This is a genomic window from Zoogloea sp. GDB6, assembly GCF_056724105.1.
Genome location: NZ_CM161497.1, coordinates 905,627 through 926,433, shown reverse-complemented (window position 1 = coordinate 926,433; position 20,807 = coordinate 905,627). Strand labels below are relative to the sequence as shown.

Annotated in this window: 19 protein-coding genes; 8 read left to right on the top strand and 11 right to left on the bottom strand. The window is 62.2% G+C overall.

The genetic code is table 11. From position 1 onward, the window contains the following. Positions 1 to 150: 150 nt before the first annotated feature. The gene (locus AC1PQG_RS04150; RefSeq protein WP_481121394.1) at positions 151 to 417 is read right to left on the bottom strand and encodes a hypothetical protein; all 267 of its coding nucleotides are present in this window, start codon (positions 415 to 417) and stop codon (positions 151 to 153) included. A gap of 1,309 nt (positions 418 to 1,726) precedes the next feature. Here AC1PQG_RS04150 and AC1PQG_RS04145 point away from each other — a divergent pair. The 3 genes from AC1PQG_RS04145 (at position 1,727) to tnpC (ending at position 5,037) form a co-directional block, all read left to right on the top strand. After that, positions 1,727 to 2,014, top strand: coding sequence for a hypothetical protein (locus tag AC1PQG_RS04145; RefSeq protein ID WP_481121393.1), 288 nt, complete (start codon positions 1,727 to 1,729; stop codon positions 2,012 to 2,014). Between the two features lie 138 nt (positions 2,015 to 2,152). Further along, positions 2,153 to 3,031, top strand: a complete 879-nt coding sequence (locus tag AC1PQG_RS04140) for a protein kinase family protein (RefSeq protein ID WP_481121392.1) — start codon at positions 2,153 to 2,155, stop codon at positions 3,029 to 3,031. Positions 3,032 to 3,621: 590 nt separating this feature from the next. Beyond that, entirely contained in the window at positions 3,622 to 5,037 is a 1,416-nt protein-coding gene (gene tnpC / locus AC1PQG_RS04135; protein WP_481120182.1) for an IS66 family transposase, read from the top strand. 455 nt (positions 5,038 to 5,492) lie between these two features. Here the strand turns inward: tnpC and AC1PQG_RS04130 are convergent, their stop codons facing one another. From AC1PQG_RS04130 to AC1PQG_RS04120, 3 genes are read right to left on the bottom strand one after another with little or no spacing between them, the layout of a single operon-like run. After that, positions 5,493 to 5,954, bottom strand: a complete 462-nt coding sequence (locus tag AC1PQG_RS04130) for a GNAT family N-acetyltransferase (RefSeq protein WP_481121391.1) — start codon at positions 5,952 to 5,954, stop codon at positions 5,493 to 5,495. A gap of 44 nt (positions 5,955 to 5,998) precedes the next feature. Further along, positions 5,999 to 8,836, bottom strand: a complete 2,838-nt coding sequence (locus AC1PQG_RS04125; protein WP_481121390.1) for a bifunctional diguanylate cyclase/phosphodiesterase — start codon at positions 8,834 to 8,836, stop codon at positions 5,999 to 6,001. A 15-nt stretch (positions 8,837 to 8,851) separates the two neighbouring features. Further along, positions 8,852 to 9,124 (bottom strand): hypothetical protein, encoded by a 273-nt coding sequence (locus AC1PQG_RS04120; RefSeq protein WP_481121389.1) that lies wholly within the window; start codon positions 9,122 to 9,124, stop codon positions 8,852 to 8,854. 209 nt (positions 9,125 to 9,333) lie between these two features. Here AC1PQG_RS04120 and AC1PQG_RS04115 point away from each other — a divergent pair, with 209 nt between their 5' ends. The 5 genes from AC1PQG_RS04115 (at position 9,334) to AC1PQG_RS04095 (ending at position 12,086) form a co-directional block, all read left to right on the top strand. Next, a complete protein-coding gene (locus AC1PQG_RS04115; protein ID WP_481121388.1) occupies positions 9,334 to 10,317 on the top strand; it encodes a sensor domain-containing diguanylate cyclase in 984 nt (327 codons plus the stop codon). Positions 10,318 to 10,572: 255 nt separating this feature from the next. Then, positions 10,573 to 10,776 (top strand): cold-shock protein, encoded by a 204-nt coding sequence (locus AC1PQG_RS04110; RefSeq protein ID WP_481121387.1) that lies wholly within the window; start codon positions 10,573 to 10,575, stop codon positions 10,774 to 10,776. A 361-nt stretch (positions 10,777 to 11,137) separates the two neighbouring features. Then, entirely contained in the window at positions 11,138 to 11,500 is a 363-nt protein-coding gene (locus tag AC1PQG_RS04105) for a hypothetical protein (protein ID WP_481121386.1), read from the top strand. Positions 11,501 to 11,561: 61 nt separating this feature from the next. After that, the gene (gene infA, locus AC1PQG_RS04100) at positions 11,562 to 11,819 is read left to right on the top strand and encodes a translation initiation factor IF-1 (RefSeq protein WP_481115519.1); all 258 of its coding nucleotides are present in this window, start codon (positions 11,562 to 11,564) and stop codon (positions 11,817 to 11,819) included. A gap of 78 nt (positions 11,820 to 11,897) precedes the next feature. Next, on the top strand, positions 11,898 to 12,086 hold the full coding sequence (locus AC1PQG_RS04095) for a hypothetical protein (protein ID WP_481121385.1): 189 nt from the start codon (positions 11,898 to 11,900) through the stop codon (positions 12,084 to 12,086). 77 nt (positions 12,087 to 12,163) lie between these two features. On the opposite strand, the gene AC1PQG_RS04090 is transcribed toward AC1PQG_RS04095, so the two are convergent. From AC1PQG_RS04090 to AC1PQG_RS04060, 7 genes are all read right to left on the bottom strand, one after another. After that, complete coding sequence (locus tag AC1PQG_RS04090; protein WP_481121384.1) at positions 12,164 to 13,117, bottom strand: GGDEF domain-containing protein; 954 nt, start codon at positions 13,115 to 13,117, stop codon at positions 12,164 to 12,166. Between the two features lie 168 nt (positions 13,118 to 13,285). After that, positions 13,286 to 14,899: a methyl-accepting chemotaxis protein gene (locus tag AC1PQG_RS04085; RefSeq protein ID WP_481121383.1), complete on the bottom strand. Its 1,614-nt coding sequence runs from the start codon at positions 14,897 to 14,899 to the stop codon at positions 13,286 to 13,288. Positions 14,900 to 15,000: 101 nt separating this feature from the next. Further along, on the bottom strand, positions 15,001 to 16,428 hold the full coding sequence (locus tag AC1PQG_RS04080) for an MFS transporter (protein WP_481121382.1): 1,428 nt from the start codon (positions 16,426 to 16,428) through the stop codon (positions 15,001 to 15,003). A gap of 238 nt (positions 16,429 to 16,666) precedes the next feature. Next, positions 16,667 to 17,482 (bottom strand): sugar phosphate isomerase/epimerase family protein, encoded by an 816-nt coding sequence (locus AC1PQG_RS04075; protein WP_481121381.1) that lies wholly within the window; start codon positions 17,480 to 17,482, stop codon positions 16,667 to 16,669. Positions 17,483 to 17,490: 8 nt separating this feature from the next. Continuing rightward, complete coding sequence (locus AC1PQG_RS04070) at positions 17,491 to 18,117, bottom strand: NIPSNAP family protein (protein WP_481121380.1); 627 nt, start codon at positions 18,115 to 18,117, stop codon at positions 17,491 to 17,493. A 20-nt stretch (positions 18,118 to 18,137) separates the two neighbouring features. Continuing rightward, positions 18,138 to 19,883, bottom strand: coding sequence for an FAD-dependent oxidoreductase (locus tag AC1PQG_RS04065; protein WP_481121379.1), 1,746 nt, complete (start codon positions 19,881 to 19,883; stop codon positions 18,138 to 18,140). Beyond that, positions 19,880 to 20,692: an IclR family transcriptional regulator gene (locus AC1PQG_RS04060; protein WP_481121378.1), complete on the bottom strand. Its 813-nt coding sequence runs from the start codon at positions 20,690 to 20,692 to the stop codon at positions 19,880 to 19,882. Before AC1PQG_RS04060 ends, AC1PQG_RS04065 begins: the two co-directional genes overlap by 4 nt. Positions 20,693 to 20,807 lie beyond the last annotated feature (115 nt).

Genomic DNA, 20,807 nt, shown 5'->3' with positions numbered 1-20,807 from the left:
CGCTCGTCCTCCTCCTTGTACGCTGCTCTCGGCAACATCGGTTTTGATCCCGCGCGATTATGACATCAAGCCGGCAAGCCCCACCCACCGCAAATCCTCACCACCACCACGAAAACGCGGGAGCCCGGAACGCGTCCGGGCTCCGACCGATCAGGACGTCCTCTCAGCCGCCCGCAGCGCCTCGAACAGATCCCGCATCTCCTGGGCCAGCATCGAGCACGCCCACAGGTAATTGTCCTGCAGCGTCGGACTCATGCGCCGGAAGGCATCCCCCGCATCGCCATAGGTCATGGCGAGCAAGGACAGCAACTGCACCTGACGGGCGGAAAGCTGATCGACGATGGCCAGCGCATTGGCCTCCTCGGCCAGCCGGTAGAACGGCCCCGCCGGCGCGGGAAAACTGAGCGGCGTATTCATCGCGGCGCCCTCCCCTCGCCCCGCGCCCGGCGCGGAAGAAGCGGAACAATTACGACGGCATTAAGAATGGACGCGTGCGAACCGACGCACGCCAGGGTGGAAACAACCATGGTGCGGACTCCTTGTTTGGGACTCTTTCCGCTCCCCGTCGCCAAACGGGGGGCGGGCCAAAGCAGGGTTGGCGAACCGGAAACAAGGAACCGGCAGGGCCGAAGCCCTCCCCACCCGGCCCGCCATTGATCATGGACGCACCAAGGGCGCACGGACAAAAAAAGCCGCAACGCGGCTCACTATCCGCCTTGTTTTCAGCAGGTCGCCAAACCTGATCGCTGTTGTCTCAGCGACGGGCGGGAGTATCGGCTGGGTGTTGCGGGAGCGTCAAGGGAGGTTGGTGACGGGGATGAATGGCGAAATCGTCAAACTCTCATGCAGTCTGCCAGAGCAGAAAATTGTGAATTGCTCCGCTGCGAGGATGTTCCTGTATGACCAACAATGGACTGCAGGAGTCGGCCAGATGTAGTTAACGGCTATTCGGGGATGGCGGAATGCCATTGGCAAACATGCCAAATAAATCTAACCACACTACGATGCTGTTGGCTGCTACTTTCCCTGTCGTGTTATTTTTCATTGTGCGTAGTTTTCTTTTTTTTAACAATAACTTGCCGACCGCGTTATCCGGCATTCCGATGTTATGCGGCAGAACTGCCCCCAGAAAACAAAATTAGGCATTAATAGCAACCACTCAGCAATGAACTTTTAAAAATACATTAAGTCATGAGCAACGATTCAAATAACATCCAATGGATATTAATCCCTCTCCCACAAGAGGCTATCTCCAATATACGGGCATGGATATACAGACTTGCGCCGAACAAAGAGACTGATGAAGCTCTTGCAAAAAACTGCGAGGATGCAATCGAAAAAGCATTTATTGCTCACGACCTCTCGTACAACCGAGATAAATACGGAGAAATCCGGATGAATGAACTTCGAACAATACATGGGTCAGACGGGATTTGCGTTCCAGAACATTGCTTCGTCGCCCCCTCCGATACACTTGCGCGCGTTCAAGAACCTCTACGCCCATTTTCCTGTAATTCCTAACCATTCCTGAGGTTTTAAACATAGTTCATAGCCTTGAAAAGAAGGGGCTCGTCTCGCTAAACCTGTATAGCGCATCCGACCTTGTTGCACTTACAAAGTCAGGTATGACGAGAGCACTGGAAATTCAACGTGCATCAAGAACAAACTCGGCCTAACCACTGTCGTGACGAACCGCCTCATGCGGCCTTTTACCGGAGATTGAACGATGAAAAAGCCTGACCTAAATGCACTTGCCTCCGATCTGAGAAAGGTTGGAGCCGAGGTGAAGAAGTTGGCGCAGCCGCTCGATCTAGAGTCCATGGAGAAATCTGGGCTGGTTAAGAAGGTCGGCGCTTGGTACGCCGTTCCAAACATTCATCGTCTGCCCGAACATGCCCGCGTGAAGATTTCGGAGATGAAAACCGACAAGGGTGGTCGTCTCCTGGTCAAGTTCAAGAAGTCATCCGGCTTTGATCGCATTACTAAGAAGTTCAAGAAGCTTGGGGTGATATAAGCGCCTGCTTCAATCGGGAGGCCGTTGCCATTCAGGTAATCGGTTGGCCAAAGACGCATAACTCTGCAGTCGAGCGGACCTACGCGAAAAACCGCGCAGGTCTGGTGAATTAAGACGTTAGCAATCAGGGAGATCATTGTGAATACACTTAACGCACAGCCTACTCCACTGAGAGTATTTACTCCGCCAGCGACCGGCGAAGGTATCACCGTCGAGGGGGGCACTTACTATATGGGCCAACAGATTGGCCAGGGTGCGTTCGGAACTGCCTACGAATGCGTTGATGAATGGAATAACTCGCTGGTTGCAAAAGTTCTAGTCCCTCAAGGTCGCACATTCGAACAAGTCAAGTCGATCTGGCTTGAGGAATTGAACAAGCTAGTTACCCTCAGGCATCCGAACATTACGTATGTACATAGAGCATTTGAGTACAGAGATACCTTTTACATAATTATCGAGCGCTGCAGCTTCACCTTAGGGGAGATCATTGGAGGTAACTACCAAGATAACACCGTGTGGATCCCATATATCGCTAGGGATGTACTGCAGGGCGTCTCATACATGCACTCAAACGGCTATGTGCATAAAGACATCCACCCGGGGAACGTATTTGTTTCACAGAGCATTGACCGAATGGTGCCAACCAAGGATCCAGTCTGGTCCTTTAAAGTAGGCGATCTTGGAATATCAAGATTGGAGTCTGATATAGACATCTTTGGCACCATGATGGCCCAATGGATGCTGCCACCCGAGGCAATCAACCCCACCGAATTTGGCCCTGTATCGCGACAAACGGACATATACCATGTAGGGCTACTTCTGCTAGCTATCATGCTAAATAGGGTGCCCACGTTCTCACGCGATGAAATTCTGGCAGGGGCACCACGTCGGCTCGCAGAGACCTGTTCGAGCCCCTATGGATCGGTGATTTCAAGAGCGTTGCGACGTCATACTGCAATGAGAACCGGCAGTGCATTGCAGTTTTGGCGCGAAATTCAAGATGTATCGCGCGTATGACTCCTAACTTTCCGGTTAGCCGGACAACCGAAAGCGGGGCGCTCTTCGAACGAACCGCCTTGCGCGGCTGTTACCTACACGTTGAACGACAGCTTTCCTCAAAGCTCAAAGGCGGTATCGGGTCGGCAGCCGTTACTCGTCTCTCACCCGAGAACCACAACACAAATTCAACCGCCCCGCCTGAAATCGTAAAACCCACAGCACGTCAGCCATGCCAGAACAACCGAAACATGAAGACGACGCCTTATCGGCAATCCGTCTATTTCTCCATTCTTCGGCTGCAAATCGTGCGTTGCCGGAGGCCACGTTCCTGCTCGCGGCAGCAACGTCACGGCTGTCGGTGACGAATCTGGAAGCTTGGGAGAGGCATTTCCGTACGGAGCTTTGGATTATCTGAATCACTACCGACTTCTCCACGCACTTCAACCGCCAGACGCGATGCCGGTAGGCCGATCAGAGCTCACCGCCCAAAACACTGCGCCCACTGACCTCAATGCCCAACCATCGGCGCTCTTCACGCGTAACCATTCAGCCCCCCGGTTGTGACACTCCCCCCGAGGCAGCCTGTCTTGTGATAAAACGCACATGACATGAAGCCGTCCTCTCCTTCAGACCCGCCGCCCAGTGAGCCACCGCTTCCCGCAACGGTCGAGGCGTGCCACGCGGTGATCGCGTCGCTGCTGGAGCGCTTGGCGCGACTCGAAGAGCAACTGAAGGTCAATTCCCGCAATTCATCCAAGCCCCCGTCCGGTGACGGTCCCGGAGCGCTCCCGCGCAAGACCCGAAAGAAGAGCGGACGAAGCCTCGGTGGCCAGGCGGGCCATAAGGGCAGCTTCCGGGCCATGCTGGCCCCGGACGAGGTGGACCGGCAAGTGCGCTGTGCGCCGCCCGAGGCCTGCCCCAACTGTGGTGCGGCAGTTGTGCCCGACGAGGGCAAGCCGATCCGGCACCAGGTGTTCGAGGTGCCTGCGCTTACCGCCGAGATCACCGAGTATGTGCGCGAGCGGGGCTGCTGCACGGGCTGCGGTCACCGGAACCACGGCGCCCTACCCACGGGTGTGCCGCGTGGGCAGCTGGGGCCGCGGGCGCTCGCCCTCGTGGGGACGCTGGCTGGGCAGTTCCACCTCTCGCAAGCCAAGGTCCGGGATCTGCTCGGGCAGGTGATGGGGGTTCGCTTCAGTCTTGGGGCGATCTCGCAAGCCCACGGCCATGTGGCGCAGGCCCTGGCCGCGCCAGTACGGGAACTGCACCTCGAGATTGCACGCGCGCCCGTGCGCCACGCGGACGAAACCTCGCACCAGAGCCACACGTCCCTGATGTGGCTGTGGGCCCAGGTCACGCCGTGGGGCGCGGGCTTCCGGGTCGATCCGTCGCGCGGAAAGCTTGCCGCTCAGGCACTTCTGGGCAAAGAGCCGCAAGGCATGATCGTCAGCGACCGCTATGCCGGCTATGCCTGGATCGATTCTTCCCAGCGCCAAGTCTGCTGGTCGCACCTGCTGCGTGACTTTGCACGGATCGGGCTGCGCCAAGGCCTGCCCGGACGGATCGGTCGGCGGCTCGAAGCCTACGGCTTCACGCTGTTCCGTTGGCGAGGCGCCGGTGCGCCGGCGGCACACTACGGCTGGCTGCAGAAGCGAATCCGTACCCAGTTACAGGCCGCCGCAGACCAGAGCTCGTGCTCGCGCACCGCCAAGACCTGCCGGAACCTGCTCGCCCTGTGGCCGGCGCTGTGGCACTTCCTGGACGACCCGGCCGTTGCGCCCACCAACAATGCCGCTGAACGGGCTCTGCGTGGATTCGTCATCCGGCGCAAGCTGTCCTACTTCACGCGTTCCGGACGAGGGCTACGCTTCATCGAGCACACCTTCTCGGCGGTGCAGACCTGTCGGCTGCAGGGACGCAACGTGTTCGACTACATGACCCAGGCCCTCAGCGCCTGGCTCGCCGGCACTTCGCCCCCTTCGCTGGTGCCGGAGGAGATCCGTGCGCAGCACGCAGCCGCCTGAAAGACCCCATACCCCTCAAGCAGTAGTAGGCGGGGGTGAATGCTTACCTTCACGCAGTGCAGCTCACTCCACGCTGACCCCACTTCCCTCCCAGCCGCGTTCACTTCCCTCTGAGCCCTGCCTTTGATGCTTCGATTTGAACTTGCTCGGCTCCGAACTGAGCAAGTTCAAATCAACGTTGAGCCGGCCTCCCTCAGACTTGAGCCAGCTTCCGTCCGACTTGACCCCGCTTCCCTCCGAGCATCAAGAGCTTCCCTCTGAGCATCGATAGTTCATCTCTGAGCATCTCGAGCTCAGCTCGCCGCATCAAAAGTTCAAGTCCGGGAATCTCGAGTTCAAGTCCGGGAATCTCCAGTTCAAGTCTGAGCTGAACAAGTTCAAGTCCGGGCTTCGACAGTTCAAATCGGAGGGTCGAGCACTTCGCTCCGGGCTCGGACGTGTCAGCAATCTTGTGCTCAGGCTGCCTGCAGCGCCATCGGTTGATAGCGCACCCCGTTCCGGGCCTGCGCTTCCGCGGTCGGTACGAAGCCGAAGGCTGCGTACGTGGGCACGGCGTACAGGGATGAGTTCACCGTGAAGTGGGTGGTGTCGCCGGCGTTGGCCTTGAGGCGCTGCCACAGGCCGCGGGCAATGCCTTGCCCGTGCAGGTCGGCGCGGACGAACAGGTGGTGTACGTGGGTCTGGCCACGTAGCGCGGCGACGCCGACCAGTTCGGTTCCGACGCAGGCCACCACGTAGTCGATGGCCGGGTCGGCGATGCAGCGGGCGACCGCGTCGATGGAGAAGTTCTCCAGGAAGGGCCCCGCCTCCGCAGCGGCGGGATCGGCGAGGAAGTAATGGGCGAGACCGCCGATCAGGTCGGCCACGGCCGGAGCGTCGGATGGCTGGGCGCTGCGGAGGGTGAATTCAAGAGGCATGGGCGGGGCGGGATGGTTGAATCAAGGTTGATCGACAGTTCAGATCAGAGGCTCGAATGCCCTGCCCGGAGCGTGTCTGCATCAGAAATTTTGCGGTGAGGAAGTCGCTTTTCCATTTCGTGAGCAGTCAGGGGACGGCCCAGTAGATACCCTTGAATCACGTCGCAGTCCCATCCCAACAGTAAATCAGCCTGGCGATCTGTTTCTACGCCTTCCGCCACGACCTCCATCTTCAGTTGGTGGGCAAGGCTGATGATTGCAGGAACGATGGAGTTCTCTTCGGTCCCGGATTCAAGACCAACCACAAACGAACGATCGACCTTGAGTCGATCAATGGGAAAGCGATTCAGATAGGACAGGCTGGAGAAGCCTGTTCCGAAATCATCTATTGCGATCCGCAGCCCGATTTTTTTTAATGCCCACAGGGCGTTCTCGGCCTTTTCGGCGAATTTCATCACAACGCTCTCCGTCAGTTCAATTTCCAGGAGGTTGGCGGCGAGACCTGATTTTTCCAGCAGCGCCTGGATGGACTCTGCAAAGCCGGGCTGCTCGAACTGGCGTGCGGACACATTGATGGCAAGCGGAACCACGTTCAGGCCTTGCTGAACCCAGGTTTGACTTTGTCGCGCCGCCTCCTCCAATACCCACTTCCCCACCTCAAGGATCAGCCCGCTTTCTTCTGCCACCGAGATGAACTGGCCAGGCGGAATCAGCACGCCGTTCTCAGTGATACGCACAAGCGCCTCAGCGCCAATCAATTGACGTGTCCGGAGATCGAACTGAGGCTGGTAGTGGAGGACGAGGCGAGAGTCCCGGAGTGCTTCGCGAATGCGCGTTTCCGTGCGCAAGCGCTCCGATACCAGCTGATTCATGTTTCGCGTAAAGAACTGGTAATTGTTGCGTCCCAACTCCTTGGCACTGTACATGGCAGTGTCCGCATGCTGGATCAGCGTACCGCTGTCCGTGCCGTCGTCGGGATAGGCGGCGATACCGATGCTGGGCGTCACTACAAAGTTATGCCCCTTGATTTGAATTGGCGCGCTGACGCTGGCCAGTATCCGTGCGGCGACGTCGCAGGAGTCTTGCAGGCGCTCCATGCTTGTGATGACTACGACGAATTCATCGCCCCCCATCCGTGCAACCAGGTCGCCACCTCGCAAGCAGGATCGGAGTCGATCAGCCACTTCTTTCAACAGCGCATCCCCCACGTGATGCCCCAATGAATCATTGATGTTTTTGAACCGGTCCAGATCGACGAACAGCACGCCCACGTGGCACTCGAAACGTTTGGCGTTCTGTATGGCTTGGTGGAGTTCCTTGAGCAACAGTACGCGGTTCGGCAGATCCGTAAGGGCGTCGTACAACGCCAGATGGTTGATACGCGCCTGTGCGGCCTTGTGCATGGATATGTCGTGGGCGATGCCAATGTAGCCGACCCGCTCGCCTGTTTCATCGATCATGCTCGATATGGAGAGCATGACCGGGATTCCTTTCCCAGACTTGGTCCAGTAGGTGACTTCCTGCTCCACCGATTGATCGGATCCGACGCTGTCCAATGGCGAGACGATTGTCTTGAAACGCGTGCCGTCATTGTCCGGGAGGTGCTCCCGATCATGAAAAACTGACGGAAGCATCTGCCCGATCACCTCGGCTGAAGAATATTCCAGCATCTTTTCGGCGGCAGTATTGAACACCCGGATTGTGCCCTCCCGATCGGTCGCGATAATGGCGTACCCCGCGTTCGACAGGACGGCTTTTTGCAGTGTCATCACTTGGCGCAGCCGATTCTCCGAATCGCGACGTAACTTGATTTCATCCTGCAATTGCCCATTGGCTTGCGCCAACTCCACTGTGCGCTCGCGGACCTGCCGCCTGATGGAATCGGACTGTCCGACGATCGTGTAGGCAAGAACACCGAGCATGGCGCTCAAGGCGATGCCAGACCCGAGCAGGGTCAGTTCGCCCCGGCCAGGGGCCAGGCTGAACGACCCCGCATGCGGCGTTGCGACGACACGCCATTTTCTATTCCCCGGCACGTCGATGAACTCTTCGTGGGAAAGGGGGGAAGGGCTCTTGTCCGCTGCGCTGTACATCTCAAGCGGTACCGGCTCCGAAACGTCCTGAAGGGACAGGGCAACCTGTTTCCAGCCCCGCGCCTCGGCCATGCGCTGGGACCAGAGCAGCATGTCACCCACGCGTATCACGAGCGTGGCGAAGCCGAAAAGGCGAGCCTGCCCGCGAATGTCATCGCGGTAGAGGGGCGAAAATGCAATCACCCCCGTCTGGCCGGTTGATTTGCTCAATACCAGCGAAATCGGCTCCGTCACCGCGATGCTGCTGCTTTCGACTGCCTTATTGATTGCCACTCGCCGCGGAAAACGTGGATTCGGGCGTGTCTCCATTGCCACATCGAATCCGATGGCAGCCCGGTTCTGGGTCACTGGCTCCGCATAGAGAAAGGGATAGAACGTGTCCCGCTCGATTGCATTCACGAACTTGCCCTGCCCCAAAGACTCACTGATACGGAAATCGGGATATTCATCGCGCGATTTTCTTTCGAACGCCGCACGCTCAATGCCGGAGACCCGAGGGTTGTATCCGACGGCTTGCAAATAAGGATGCTGCGCAAGCATCGGTGCCACATAGTGCTGAAAGCCCTTCAGGGTTCCTCCTCGCACCAGCTCCAAATGTCGCGACACAAGTGCCAGCACCTCAAGCGTGGTTTGCACCTCGGTGCGTAGAGCATTTATCCGGATTGCGGCCGCTTGTCCGAATTCAAGCCGGGTGTTGTTCCGCTCTGCTTCCAGCGCATTGAGGAAAAGAACGACGGTCAAGGCCGCCGAAAGAGCAAACACCACTAACCCTGCCAGCTTGGCACGCATGTACCTACCCCAGATTTACACTGCCCGAAATATAACCAGCGTTAAGGCAGCAATCCAGTCAGTCTCGTTGGCAACGGCCTTGTTGCGCAAATTCGCGCAGGCCTTGGTGTCGTGGGCGCCATCGCCGCGGACACCGCAGAGGGCCTCATCTGCAGCTATCCTCATGCCCGGAGCCGACCCGTCGGGACTGGCGGTTTGTGCAACAACGCGTGCCAGGAGCTGGAGTTCATACTGCAACGAAGAGGCAATCCCCACGCTGCCGACCACAATGACGATGGCGTTCTGCATGCAGGCATATCCTTGTGTGCCGGCGTGATCCGGAGTGCCGACAGAAAAAGGAAATGCCAATGCTATTAATTTTGCGGAGGACGAAGGGCGAGAATTACCCATGCAATCACGGTTAATTCTAAAAGCGCGCCCCGCACGGTAAAATCACAGCAACACGTGGGTATTTGCCGTACTAACTTCACATTCGCCCTATGCTTTTGCATTCTCTTTTGACGGAACGCTTCGACAGCAAACACAGCAGTGAGGAGTTGCTGCAGATCCTGGCGTCGGTGCTGAACGCGTTTCCCGTGGCTTGCTTCCTGATCAATAGCGAACACCGCGTGATTCATTGGAATATGGCGTGTGAGGTTCTGACCGGCGTATCTGCGCGTGCCATCATCGGCACCAAGGATCAGGGAAAGGCGTTCTACGCCTGCGACCGAATGGTCATGGCCGATCTGGTCCTCGATGGCGCGGCGAACAATCAGGTCGATGCGCTTTACCACGGCAAGTTCCGGCCTTCTTCGACAATCCCCGGCACCTATGAGGCCGAGGACTTCTTTCCCGACTTTGGCAAAGAGGGGCGCTGGCTGTATTTCACGGCCGCCCGCATCTGCGACGTGCATGGCACGCCCATCGGTGCGATCGAAACCTTGCAGGATGTGACGGCACGCCGGCGGGCCGAGACGGCCCTGCACTTGAGCAATGAGCGCTTCAAGGCGCTCAGCTGGATCGACGATCTGACACAGCTCTACAATTCGCGCCGGTTTCATGAGGTGCTCGACAATGAGATCTCGCGGGCCGCGCGCTACGCTCATCCGCTGTCGCTGATGGTGTTTGACATTGATTACTTCAAGCAGATCAACGATACCCATGGGCATCAGGAAGGCGACCGCGTCCTGCGGCTGATTGCCGAGTACCTGCGCCAATGGCAGCGCGAGGCGGACCATCTGTTTCGTTTTGGCGGTGACGAGTTTGCCGTGATCCTGCCGGAGACCAATGCGGCCGCGGCGCACTCCGCCGCAACGCGATTGGTCGAGGAGTGGCGGCAATTCAACGGCAACGAAGCCGGCGCAGTAGCCCATGGCAGTACGCTCAGCGTCGGCGTTACCCAGTTGAAAGCGGATGACACGGCGGAGACCTTTGTTCGGCGGGCCGATCAAGCGGCCTACGAGGCCAAGCACCTCGGGCGGGATCGCGTTATCTGCGCGTAAAGCGCGCTCGATCATGGCCGCGGAGGGTGAAGGCGAGGGAGATGGGAAGGGCGCCCGGGATGATTTTATTTTCAGATTTAGTTTGCTATGTCGTCGAATAGTGCGTATCGTGAAACGCAGCGATTTCTAGTTGTGTCGTGATTTTGTTGGTCTAGTATCCGCAGTCCTGCGGCAGCATTCCCCCATTTTTACCTCGCCCTCTTGATCTCGCCCCATTCAGGGGCTATGCCCCGTAATTTTTCGGAGATTCAAGATATGTCTACAGGTACCGTGAAGTGGTTTAACGATTCCAAGGGTTTTGGTTTCATTACGCCCGACGACGGCGGCGATGACCTCTTCGCCCACTTTTCCGCGATTCAATCCTCGGGTTTCAAGAGCCTGACCGAAGGTCAGCGCGTCAATTTCGACGTGACGGCCGGCCCGAAGGGCAAGCAAGCCAGCAACATCCAGATCGCCTGATTTTCCCGGCATCTGTCTCAAAAGCGGTTGAGTCCTATCAGCCGCTTGCAAGCTCTTGTGCCGACTTGATGGTCGGCACAGGCGTGGAATCGGATCATTCTGAATTCCATGCAGCTTCAGCAAGAAATCCATCACTCCAGCGCAGCACAGAGCGACGGCTCGAATGCCCTTGCTCCGACGCGAGCATTGCCGCCCTGCCCTGCGGAGATGCCTGGTGGCACCCGATGCCTCAATCGGGTCGTCGCGAATTGGCCGGTCTGTCTCATGCCGACCTTCATCGTTTATCCAGCCCCTGCGATGAGACGCAAACGGCGCGCGAGCGGCCTTCAACGCACGCCGTTTCAACGACATGGAGAACAGCATGACCAATGCCATCCAGCGAACCGAGCTGAGGACTTTCTACTACACCCCCGTCCATTGTCCGTTCTGCGGCACGCGGGTGATGGGTGCGGATCCGGTTGACGAGACGCTCATCACCGCCTGCCCCCATACCTTGTTCATTGCCCATGACACGGCTTTCGAATACCGCTCTGAGCGATTCGACAGGAACCTCGATCTGCATGGCTTGAGCGACCAGGAGGTGGAAGAGCGCTGGCTCAGGGAGGCCGGCGGGATCGACGGCTTCACCAACCAGATCACGCTGGCGGACGCAATCAAGGTTGCGGCCTATGAACCGGAGCCGTCGCCCTACGGTTCTTACTACGGCTTTGCGCCGACCGAATGAGCATTACCCCTGAGCCCCGTTTCTTTCGGGCTTGACCTTATTTACCCCAGGAGAAACGATTATGGCCAAGGAAGATTTGCTTGAAATGCAAGGTGTTGTGATGGAAGTGCTGCCGGATTCGCGCTTTCGCGTCACCCTCGATAACGGACACATGCTGGTAGCCTACAGCGGCGGCAAGATGCGCAAGAACCATATCCGCGTGCTGGCCGGCGACAAGGTCTCGCTTGAACTGTCCCCTTACGATCTGAGCAAGGGCCGGATCACGTTCCGCCACATCGAGGGCCGCACGCCACACGCTCCGCGGGCACAACGCCGTTAAAACGTATCGGACACGCCCGTCTGTCCGCATGGGACTTCGTTGTCCATTCGGCCGACTGGGCCTTCAGGAGGAGCCATCATGGCTAAGCCAAACTACCAGTTCGAAAAGCGCCAGCGAGATCTGGCCAAGAAGCAGAAACAGGAAGAAAAGCGTCGCGAGAAGCTTGCGAACAAAGCGGCCAACGCCAACGCTCCGCAGACGGACATGCCGGAAGATGGTGTGTCGCAGGGCGTGGACAGTCAGGATTCCGGGACCGCATTGAATTAACAATGCGGCGCCGTCGTAGTCCCTAGCGTCTGGCGACTCCATCGGGAGCGCCAGACGTTTTTGCATTCAAGCTGCGCTTACGCGCACACGCAGTTGCGTCCGTTGCGCTTGGCCCGGTAGAGCTTTTCGTCGGCGCGCTCGATCATGGCCACGTGGTCGCCGCTGCTGTCCGGCACCATGGTGCACAGGCCGACGCTGAGGGTGACGCTGCCGGTGGGGGACATGGCGTGGGGGAGTTGCAGGTCGGCGATGAGCTGGCGGCATTTCTCGGCGATCTGCAGGGCGGCGTCGGCCGGGGTTTCGGGCAGGACCAGGGCGAACTCCTCGCCGCCGTAGCGGGCGAACAGGTCGCTGGAGCGCACGGGCATGGCGCTGATCGCCTGGGCGATACGCTGCAGGCAGGCGTCGCCGCGCACGTGGCCGTAGTGGTCGTTGTAATTCTTGAAGTAGTCCACGTCGAACAGCAGCAGGGACAGGGGCTGCCCGCTGCGCAGGGCGCGCGCCCATTCGGCCACCATGGTCTGCTCGAACATCCGCCGGTTGGCGATACCGGTCAGTTCGTCCTGCTTGGCCAGGGCTTCGAGCTTGCGGTTGAGCTGGAGGACCTTGTCTTCCATCTCCTTGCGTTCGGTGATGTCGAACATGAAGCCGACGAGGTCGGTGGTGACGCCGTTCTCGTCGCGGATCACATGCACCACGTCGCGGATCCACACGTAGCTGCCGTCGGCCTTCAGGGCGCGGTAGTCGGCTTCGTGATCGACGCCCTGCTCCGACTGGCGGATGCAGAAGTTGGCGGTGCACTCCCGGTCTTCCTCATGGATGCGCTCGATCCAGTCCATCGCCCCCAGCCAGCTGTCCCGCGGCCAGCCGAGCAGGCTTTCGATCTGTGGGCCGATGTAGTCGAACTGCTTGGTCTGCCAGTTGATCTTCCACGGAATCGCCTTGGTCGATTCGAGCAGGGTCTTGTACACGCCCCAGTCGTCGCTGCGTTCCAGCCTGTCGATTCCATTGAAAGTCTGCGCGTCGGTCATCGTCTTCTCTCGTACGGGGTCTCTCCGGCCAGGCAGGGCCGGCCGGAAAGATTAGCGCGGAAATTTTGCTGAGAAAGACGGCGCGGGGCGGGACTGCGGTACTTGTGCACACTTTGGGGAAAGTGTCATAAAGCGTTAAGGGGCACGGCACGGATGGGGCACGGGACCTTACAAGCGGAACCGCGCCACCGATTCCCGCAGTTCGCTGGCCAGGGTTTCCAGCCGCTTCACGTCTTCGTCCGCGGCCCGTACCGATGCGGCGGACTCTTCGGCCATGCGGGCGATGCGTTCGACGTGCTGGGCGACGCTGGTGCCGGCCTGGCTTTGTTCGGCGGTGGCGCTGGCCACGTCACGCACTTTGGCGACGGTGGCTTCGGCGCCGGCGCTGATCTCGCGCAGGGACGCCGCGGCGGCCGTGGCCATGTCGACGCCGCGGCCGACCAGCGGGGTGATGGCCTGCATGCTGCCGACGACGGAGCCGGTGTCGGCCTGGACGGCGGCGACCATGGTGGTGATCTGGCCGGTGGCGCTGGTGGTGCGTTCGGCGAGCTTGCGCACTTCGTCGGCGACGACGGCGAAGCCGCGCCCTTGTTCGCCGGCCCGCGCGGCTTCGATGGCGGCGTTGAGGGCGAGCAGGTTGGTCTGGTCGGCGATCTCCTTGATGACGCTGGCGATGCCGCCGATCTGCGAGGAGCGGTCGAGCAGGCCTTCGATGAGGCGGGCCGCCTGGCTGACCTGCTGGGACACGCCCTGGATGGTGTCGGCGGCGCGCTGGACCATCTGCTCGCCGTCCCTGGCCACCTGGCTGGAGTGCACGGAGTTGTCTTCGGTCTCCCGCGCGCTGCCGGAGATGTGATCGATGCTGACCGACAGCTCCTCGATGGCGGCGGCGGTGGATGAGGTGGCGTCGGACGACAGCTGGCTGGCTTCGTCGATGCGCGTCATCTGGCGGCTGAGGGTGGAGGAGATGTGGCCGAGCACGGTGGCGCCGCGCTGGATGCCGTCGATCATCTCGCGCAGGCTGGCCTGCATGTGGGCGACGGAGGCGAGCAGGCTGTCGCTGCCTTTGGGCACGTCGAGGTGCTGGCCGAGGTTGCCGGCGGCGATCTCCCGCGCGACCTGGGCGGCGTAGTCGGGTTCGCCGCCGATGCGCCGGTAGATGCTGCGTGCCATGAGGCCGGCGAGCACGGCGACGACGATCAGCACCACCACGCCGAGGCCGATGAAGCGCCAGGCGAGGCGCCAGAAGGCATTGTCGATGTCGTCCACCCAGGCGCCGTAGCCGAGGACCCAGTTCCAGCCCTGGACTTTGGTGACGCCGTTGATCTTGGGCAGTTCCACGTCGGTGCCGGGCTTCTTGACGAGGATTTCCGCGTAGCCGAACTCGTTGCCCTTGAGGGCGTCGAGGTAGCGCTCGAAGTCGTGGCGGCCGTCGGGCAGCATCTTGCCGAGGTCGATCCTGCCGGTGTCCTTCATGTTGGGCAGCACCAGGCCGAAGCCGTCGGTGGTGCGTGCCCACACGTACTTGGTCTTGCCGTCGCGCATGGCGGCCAAGGCCTCAATGGCGCGGGCCTGGGCGTCGGCGTGGCTCAACGTGCCGGCCTGCTCCAGCGCCTGATAGCGGGCCACGGTCTGGGTGGCGAGGATGAGGACGGTGCGCAGTTCGTTGCGCCGTTCGTCGAGCATGGTGGTGCGCAGCGTGGTCAGCGCCACGCCGGCCACCACGATCAGCCCCAGGATCGCGCTGGCGACAATGAGGCCGAGGCGTCGTGAAAGCTTCATGGTTGGGTTCCCTCCTACTGTTTTGCGGCTCTAATGGAAAACGGCCACCGGAGACATGTCCGGTGGCCGTTTTGCGGCCTTGCCTGGGTGATTCGCGCGGCTTAGTGCTTCATGGAGAACGCGGAGGCCCAGGAGGTCTTGCGGGCTTCGGCAAAGGCCTGCTCGCGCAGTGCGTCGTACTCGGCCTTCGGCACCGGGCTGGCATCCCGGTTGCCCAGGTCGTGCATGCGGACACGGTAGGTCTCACGGGCCGTCCAGACCGCGATGGCGGCGATGACGGTGACACCGAAGGCGATGGCGCCGACGGTCATCGGGATGTTGCTGGAGCCCGGGGGGGCCACGGTGGCGAACAGGGCCGGCAGCATGGCGGTGATCATGGTGCCGATGTTCTGGGAGATGGCCATCGCCGAGACGCGGGTGCGGGTCGGGAACATTTCCGGGTAGAAGCTCGGGAAGATCGCGTTGTAGCCCTGGTACACCAGGCCCCACATCAGCAGGGACATGACGATGGCGAGCGGCACGCTATGGATGCTGATGGCGTACAGGTAGCCGAAGGACAGCAGGCCGGCGCCAAGCGAGCCGCCGATGATCAGCGGACGGCGGCCGATCTTGTCGGACAGGTTGCCGACGATGGGGATGACCAGCACGGCAAGACAGTTGCCGAGGACCGGAATCCACAGGTAGACGTCCTTGCTGAAGCCGATGCCGTAGCCGGGCTGGACGGCGTAGGCGGCGCCGAAGATGGTGGCGACGACCGGGATGACATTCATCAGGGAGGCGCACATCACGCGCAGCATGTCGGGCCAGCATTCGCGGATGGCCTCGATGACGGGGGCCTTGGGCACGTCACCCTTCTTGTTCTCCTGGGCGAAGGCCGGGGTTTCTTCCACTTCGCGGCGGATGATGTAGCCGGCGATGATGACGACGAAGCTCATCAGGAAGGGAATGCGCCAGCCCCAGCTGTTGAAGGCTTCGGTCGGCATGAAGTAGGCGAGCGGCAGGAACACGGCGGCGGCGAGGATCTGGCCGGCCTGCACGCCCTGCAGCGTGAAGCTGGCGTAGAAGCCGCGACGGCCGAAGGGTGCGTGTTCGAGGATCATCGAGCTGGCGCCGGAGATTTCACCCGCCACTGCGAAGCCCTGGATCAGGCGCAGGACGACGAGGAGGATCGGAGCGAGCAGGCCGACCTGGTCATAGGTGGGCAGCAGGCCGACGGCCATGGTGGAGATACCCATCAGGAACATGCAGATCAGCAGCACCTGCTTGCGGCCGTGGGTATCGCCCCAGTGACCGAGGACGAAAGCACCGATGGGACGGGCCACGTAGCCGACGCCGTAGGTGGCGAGGGACGCGACGATGGCGATCTGGGGGTCGCCCTGGGGGAAGAAGACTTGCGGGAAGATCAGCGACGCGGCGGTCGCGTAGATGAAGAAGTCGTAATACTCCAGCACGGAACCGATCCAGCCACTGGCGGTGGCTTTCTTGGTCTGCTGGGTCCCGTGAGGCTTTTGTTCGCTAGGACTACGCATGGTTGTCTCCACTATTTTTTGTGTGTTGCAGCAATTCGGATCGTTCGGGCGGTGCTGCCTTTGCAGCCTTTGAAGTGAGGCTAGATTAACGATAGCGATGTCCGAATTAACTGGGTCGATGCGGGTGATGCGCGATTGCCGTCACAACTTGTTCGATAATCGCGCACCACGTTGGGCTCAATGAGCCTTTCCTCCTCTTCGTTCTCCGGCGTCCTCGGTGCTGCGCTGCAGCATCCGTTCAGGGCCGGGGATCGATCACCTGACGCGCCGCGGCGAGGGCCTGACGCGCCCAGTCCACCTGCCCGACCTCGGCCATCCGGAGCATGTGCGGCACCTCCACGCTGACCGGCAGATCGGCGGGCAAGGCCGCGAACATGCCGCGCAGATCGATGCCGCCCTCCCCCGGCAGCAGGCGTTCGCAGCGCGCCGCGTGGATCATTTCCTCCACCGTCAGCGTGAGCCCGGTGGGGGCGTCGCAGATCTGCGCGTAATGCAGCAACTCCCGCGGCAGCGCGCGCAGATCGTCTGCCGTGGTGTCCGAGCGGGCGAAGTGCAGCGCGTCGGCGAGGATGCCGGCGCCGGCCGGCCGTCCCGCCGCATCGACGACCCGCAGCGCGGCCTTTGCGTCGGGCACCGCCGTCCAGGGCATGAACTCCAGATCGGCGGTCATGCCGTGCTGGTGGGCCACTTCGCACAGCTGCGCGTAGTTGGCGGCGAGGCGGCCGGGCTCGGTATCGTCGCCGGCCACCAGCAGGGCTTTGGCCCCGAGTTCCGCCCCGATCTCGATCAAGGGTAGGCAACGCCCGAGCTCGAAGTCGTCCGTCAGGCGGATGATTTCCAGGTCGAACACGCCGACGCCGGTTTCCTTCGTCGCGGCGAGGGTTTCGCGCAGCACGTCGGGCAGGCCAATCATGAACTGCTGCGGCGCGCCGGCCATGTTGGGGAGCAGGCGCAGGCCGACGAAGCCGTAACCCAGCTCCGCGGCGAGGCGGATGGCCTCGGGCGGCGCCAGGGTGTTGGACGTCAGGTAGGCAAGGGAAAAGGGACGCTCCATGGCGGGCATCACTGCAGCGGCGAGACGGAGGTCGGCAGCGCGATGGTGGAGGTCATCGCGGTGGTCAGGTGCGCCGGGCCGCCCTTCGGCGGCCAGATGCCCTTGGCGACGGCGTCGGCGCGGGCCTTGCCGCGGGCGTCGACGGTCGGGTAGGCCCAGATGTTGGTGAAGCGCAGCGGGCCGTCGAGGGCCACCATCGCCACCACGCAGGGGGAGATTTCCTCGCGGGCCGGCACGGCCTGTTCCCACAGGTCGATGGTGGCCTGCACGCCGCCCGGCTTGATGCCGTAGGTGCGGATCTCATACACCGGGCCGCGGATGCCGGACTCGGCCGACGGGCGCACCGGCTTCATCCACGGGAAGCCCTGGTAGCTGTGCTGCTCGAGGCTCTGAAAGATCTCGCCGCAGCCGAAGGGGCTGGCGCTGAGCTGGGTGCGCGCACGCTCGGCCTGCAGCGTGGCGAGGTCGTCGAAGCCGCGCAGCACGATCATCTGGTTGAGTGTGCCGATGTCGGTGAACCAGCAGGCGAGCAGTTCGCCGCGGGCGTCGGGGGCGGTGGCGAAGGCCTGCACATTGGCGGACGCCTGGGCGGCGGTGCCAAACGGCAGGGTCATGGTGGACAGTTCGTAGAACATGGGGTCTTCCTTTGGGGGCTTCAAACGTAGCTGGGTTGAATCCGGGATGCCGGTGCGGGGTCGGTATCAGCAGACAGCAGGGGCTGGTCGGCGGCGTGGTGGGCGGCGAGGTAGCCGAAAGTCATGGCCGGGCCGAGGGTGATGCCGCCGCTCGGGTAGTGGCCGCCCATCATGCTGGCCATGTCGTTGCCGCCGGCGTAGAGGCCGGCAATCGGCTGGCCGTGGCCGTCGAGCACGCGCGCCTGGGCATCGACGCACAGGCCGTCGAAGGTGCCGAGGCTGCCGGGGACGATCTTCACCGCGTAGAACGGGCCCTGCTCCAGCGGCGCCATGCAGGGGTTGGGCAGGCCGGAGGCGGCGTCGCCCTGCACGCGGTTGTAGGGCGTCTCGCCTTTGGCGAAATCCTCGTCGCGGCCGGCGCGGGCCATCTGCCCGTAGCGCTGCAGCGTCTGCACCAGCGCGTCGGGGGCGATGCCGCACTGGCGAGCCAGCTCGGCCGGCGTGGCGCCGCGCTTCAGGTAGCCGGTGTCGAGCATGCGGCGGAGCGGCATCGGCGCCGGCTTGACGGCTCCCAGTCCATAGCGGCGGATGAAGGTGTGGTCGCAGACCAGCCAGGCTTCGACGGGTCGGCCGGCCGGCACGGCGGCGAGCATGCCGCGCACGAAGTCGTGATAGGAGTCGGCCTCGTTGGTGAAGCGCTTGCCCTCCGCCGTCACCGCGATGAGGCCCGGCTTGGCCCGCTCGATGAGGTGCGGGAAGTGCGCAACACTGCCGTCGGCGCGGGGCACTAGCGACACTGGCGCGAGGGCGGCGGCCTGGGCCAGCTGGCCGTTCAGCGCGGCGCCGATGGCCTCGCCCATGCGCAGGCCGTCGCCGGTGTTGCCACGGGAGGCCGCCGACCAGTGCTCGTGGCCGCTGGGTGCGTGGGGCAGCCAGGCTTTCTTGCGCTCCACATCGAAGGGGAAGCCGCCACAGGCCAGCACCACGCCACGGCTGGCGCGCACCTCCACGTCCCCGTCCGGTCCGCCGAGCACCGCGCCGACGACGCGCCCCTCCTCCACCAACAGGCGACGGGCCGGGCTGTCGGTGCGGATCTCCACACCGCGCTCGAAGGCCGACGCGGCGAGGCCGGCGACCAGCGCGTTGCCATTGACGAGGCGCATGCCGCGGCCGTGCTGCAGTTGGTCGCGCCAGTAGGCGAACACCTTGCCGGCCACGTAGCGGAAGGACGCCGCGCTGCGCATGGCGTTCATGAAATGCCGGAGTTCAGCCCCCGACGCGATGCCCATGCCCCATAGGGTGGTTTCGCGCAAAGGCGGTTTGAGTCGGTCGATCTGCCGGCCGAGGCGGCGGCCGTCGAAGGGCGCCGCGCACAGGGAACGTCCACCGAGCGCCGCATCGGGCGTGTTGCCGTGGAAGTCCGGGATGGCATTGCCGTCGATGAACTGCAGCGCGGTGTGGCGGCGGAAGAAGTCCACCATGCGCGGGCCGTGTTCCAGGTAGGTCCGCGCCCGCGCTTCGTCAAACTGGTCGCCCAGCTCGTGGCGCAGGTAGGACAGCGGCGTCTCGATGTCTTCGACGATGCCCGCCTCGACGGCCAGTGGATTGCGCGGAATCCACATCCAGCCGCCGGACCAGGCGGTGGTGCCGCCGTATTGGGCGTCCTTCTCGGCGACCAGCACACGCAGCCCCAGGTGGGCGGCGGTGACGGCAGCGGACAGGCCGCCGGCGCCGGAGCCTATGACCAGCAGATCGGTTTGGATCATGGTGCGTATATGGGTTGCGCACCGGATCGGCGCGCCATGTTGAAGAAAGGCGAGGCGCCGCTGGCGGCGGCCATCTGCTCGGTGGTGGCGATCAGCTCGCCGGCCAGCGCGTGCATCTTGTCCTCGCTGAAGCGCACCGTCGGCCCGGCGATGGAGATCACGCCGATCGCCGCCTGATCACGCAGGCGCACCGGCGCGGCCATCGAGTTGAGGCCAGGCGTGTAGGTTTCCAGCGTCACGCTGTAGCCACGCCGGCGCGTCTCGTTGATGCCGTCGAGCACCGCCTGCACGGTGGCCGGCGCGTTGGGGCCGAATTCGGTCGGCTGGCCGATGCCCTGCTGGGACACCAGCGCCAGCGCCTGCTCGTCGCTGAGCGTGGACAGCCACGCGAGGCCCGACGCGGAACAGCTCAGGCGCGCGTCACTGCCCATCTCCGGGTCATAGCGCAGGCCCTGGCGGGCGCCCTGGGCACGGGCCACCCAGGTCAGGCGGTCGCCGTCCACCACGGACAGGCGGACCAGCTCACCCGACACGCCGGCCAACTGATCGAGCAGCGGCTGAGCGATATCGACAATGCCGGAGTGGCCGAGATAGCTCAGACCAAGGGACACCAGCTTGGTGGTAAGGACGTAGTCGCCCTGCTCGCGCACCTGGCGCACATAGCCGCAGCGGGCGAGGTCGGTGAGCAGGCGGTGGGCGCCGCTGCGCGGAATGTTGAGCTGGTCGGCGATGGTGGCCAGTTCGAGGCCGTGTGCGTGACGGGCCAGCAGCTCAAGGATGCCCAGGGTTCGTTCGAGTACTCCGCTCATGATTGCTCCAGTTCTAGTAACAGCGCCGCACGACGCGGCGCGATGAGGTTGGGTTTGCCAGGCTCTTACCTGCCGGATTTATCCGGGACCTGCAACCCCATGGCGGGCGGACGAT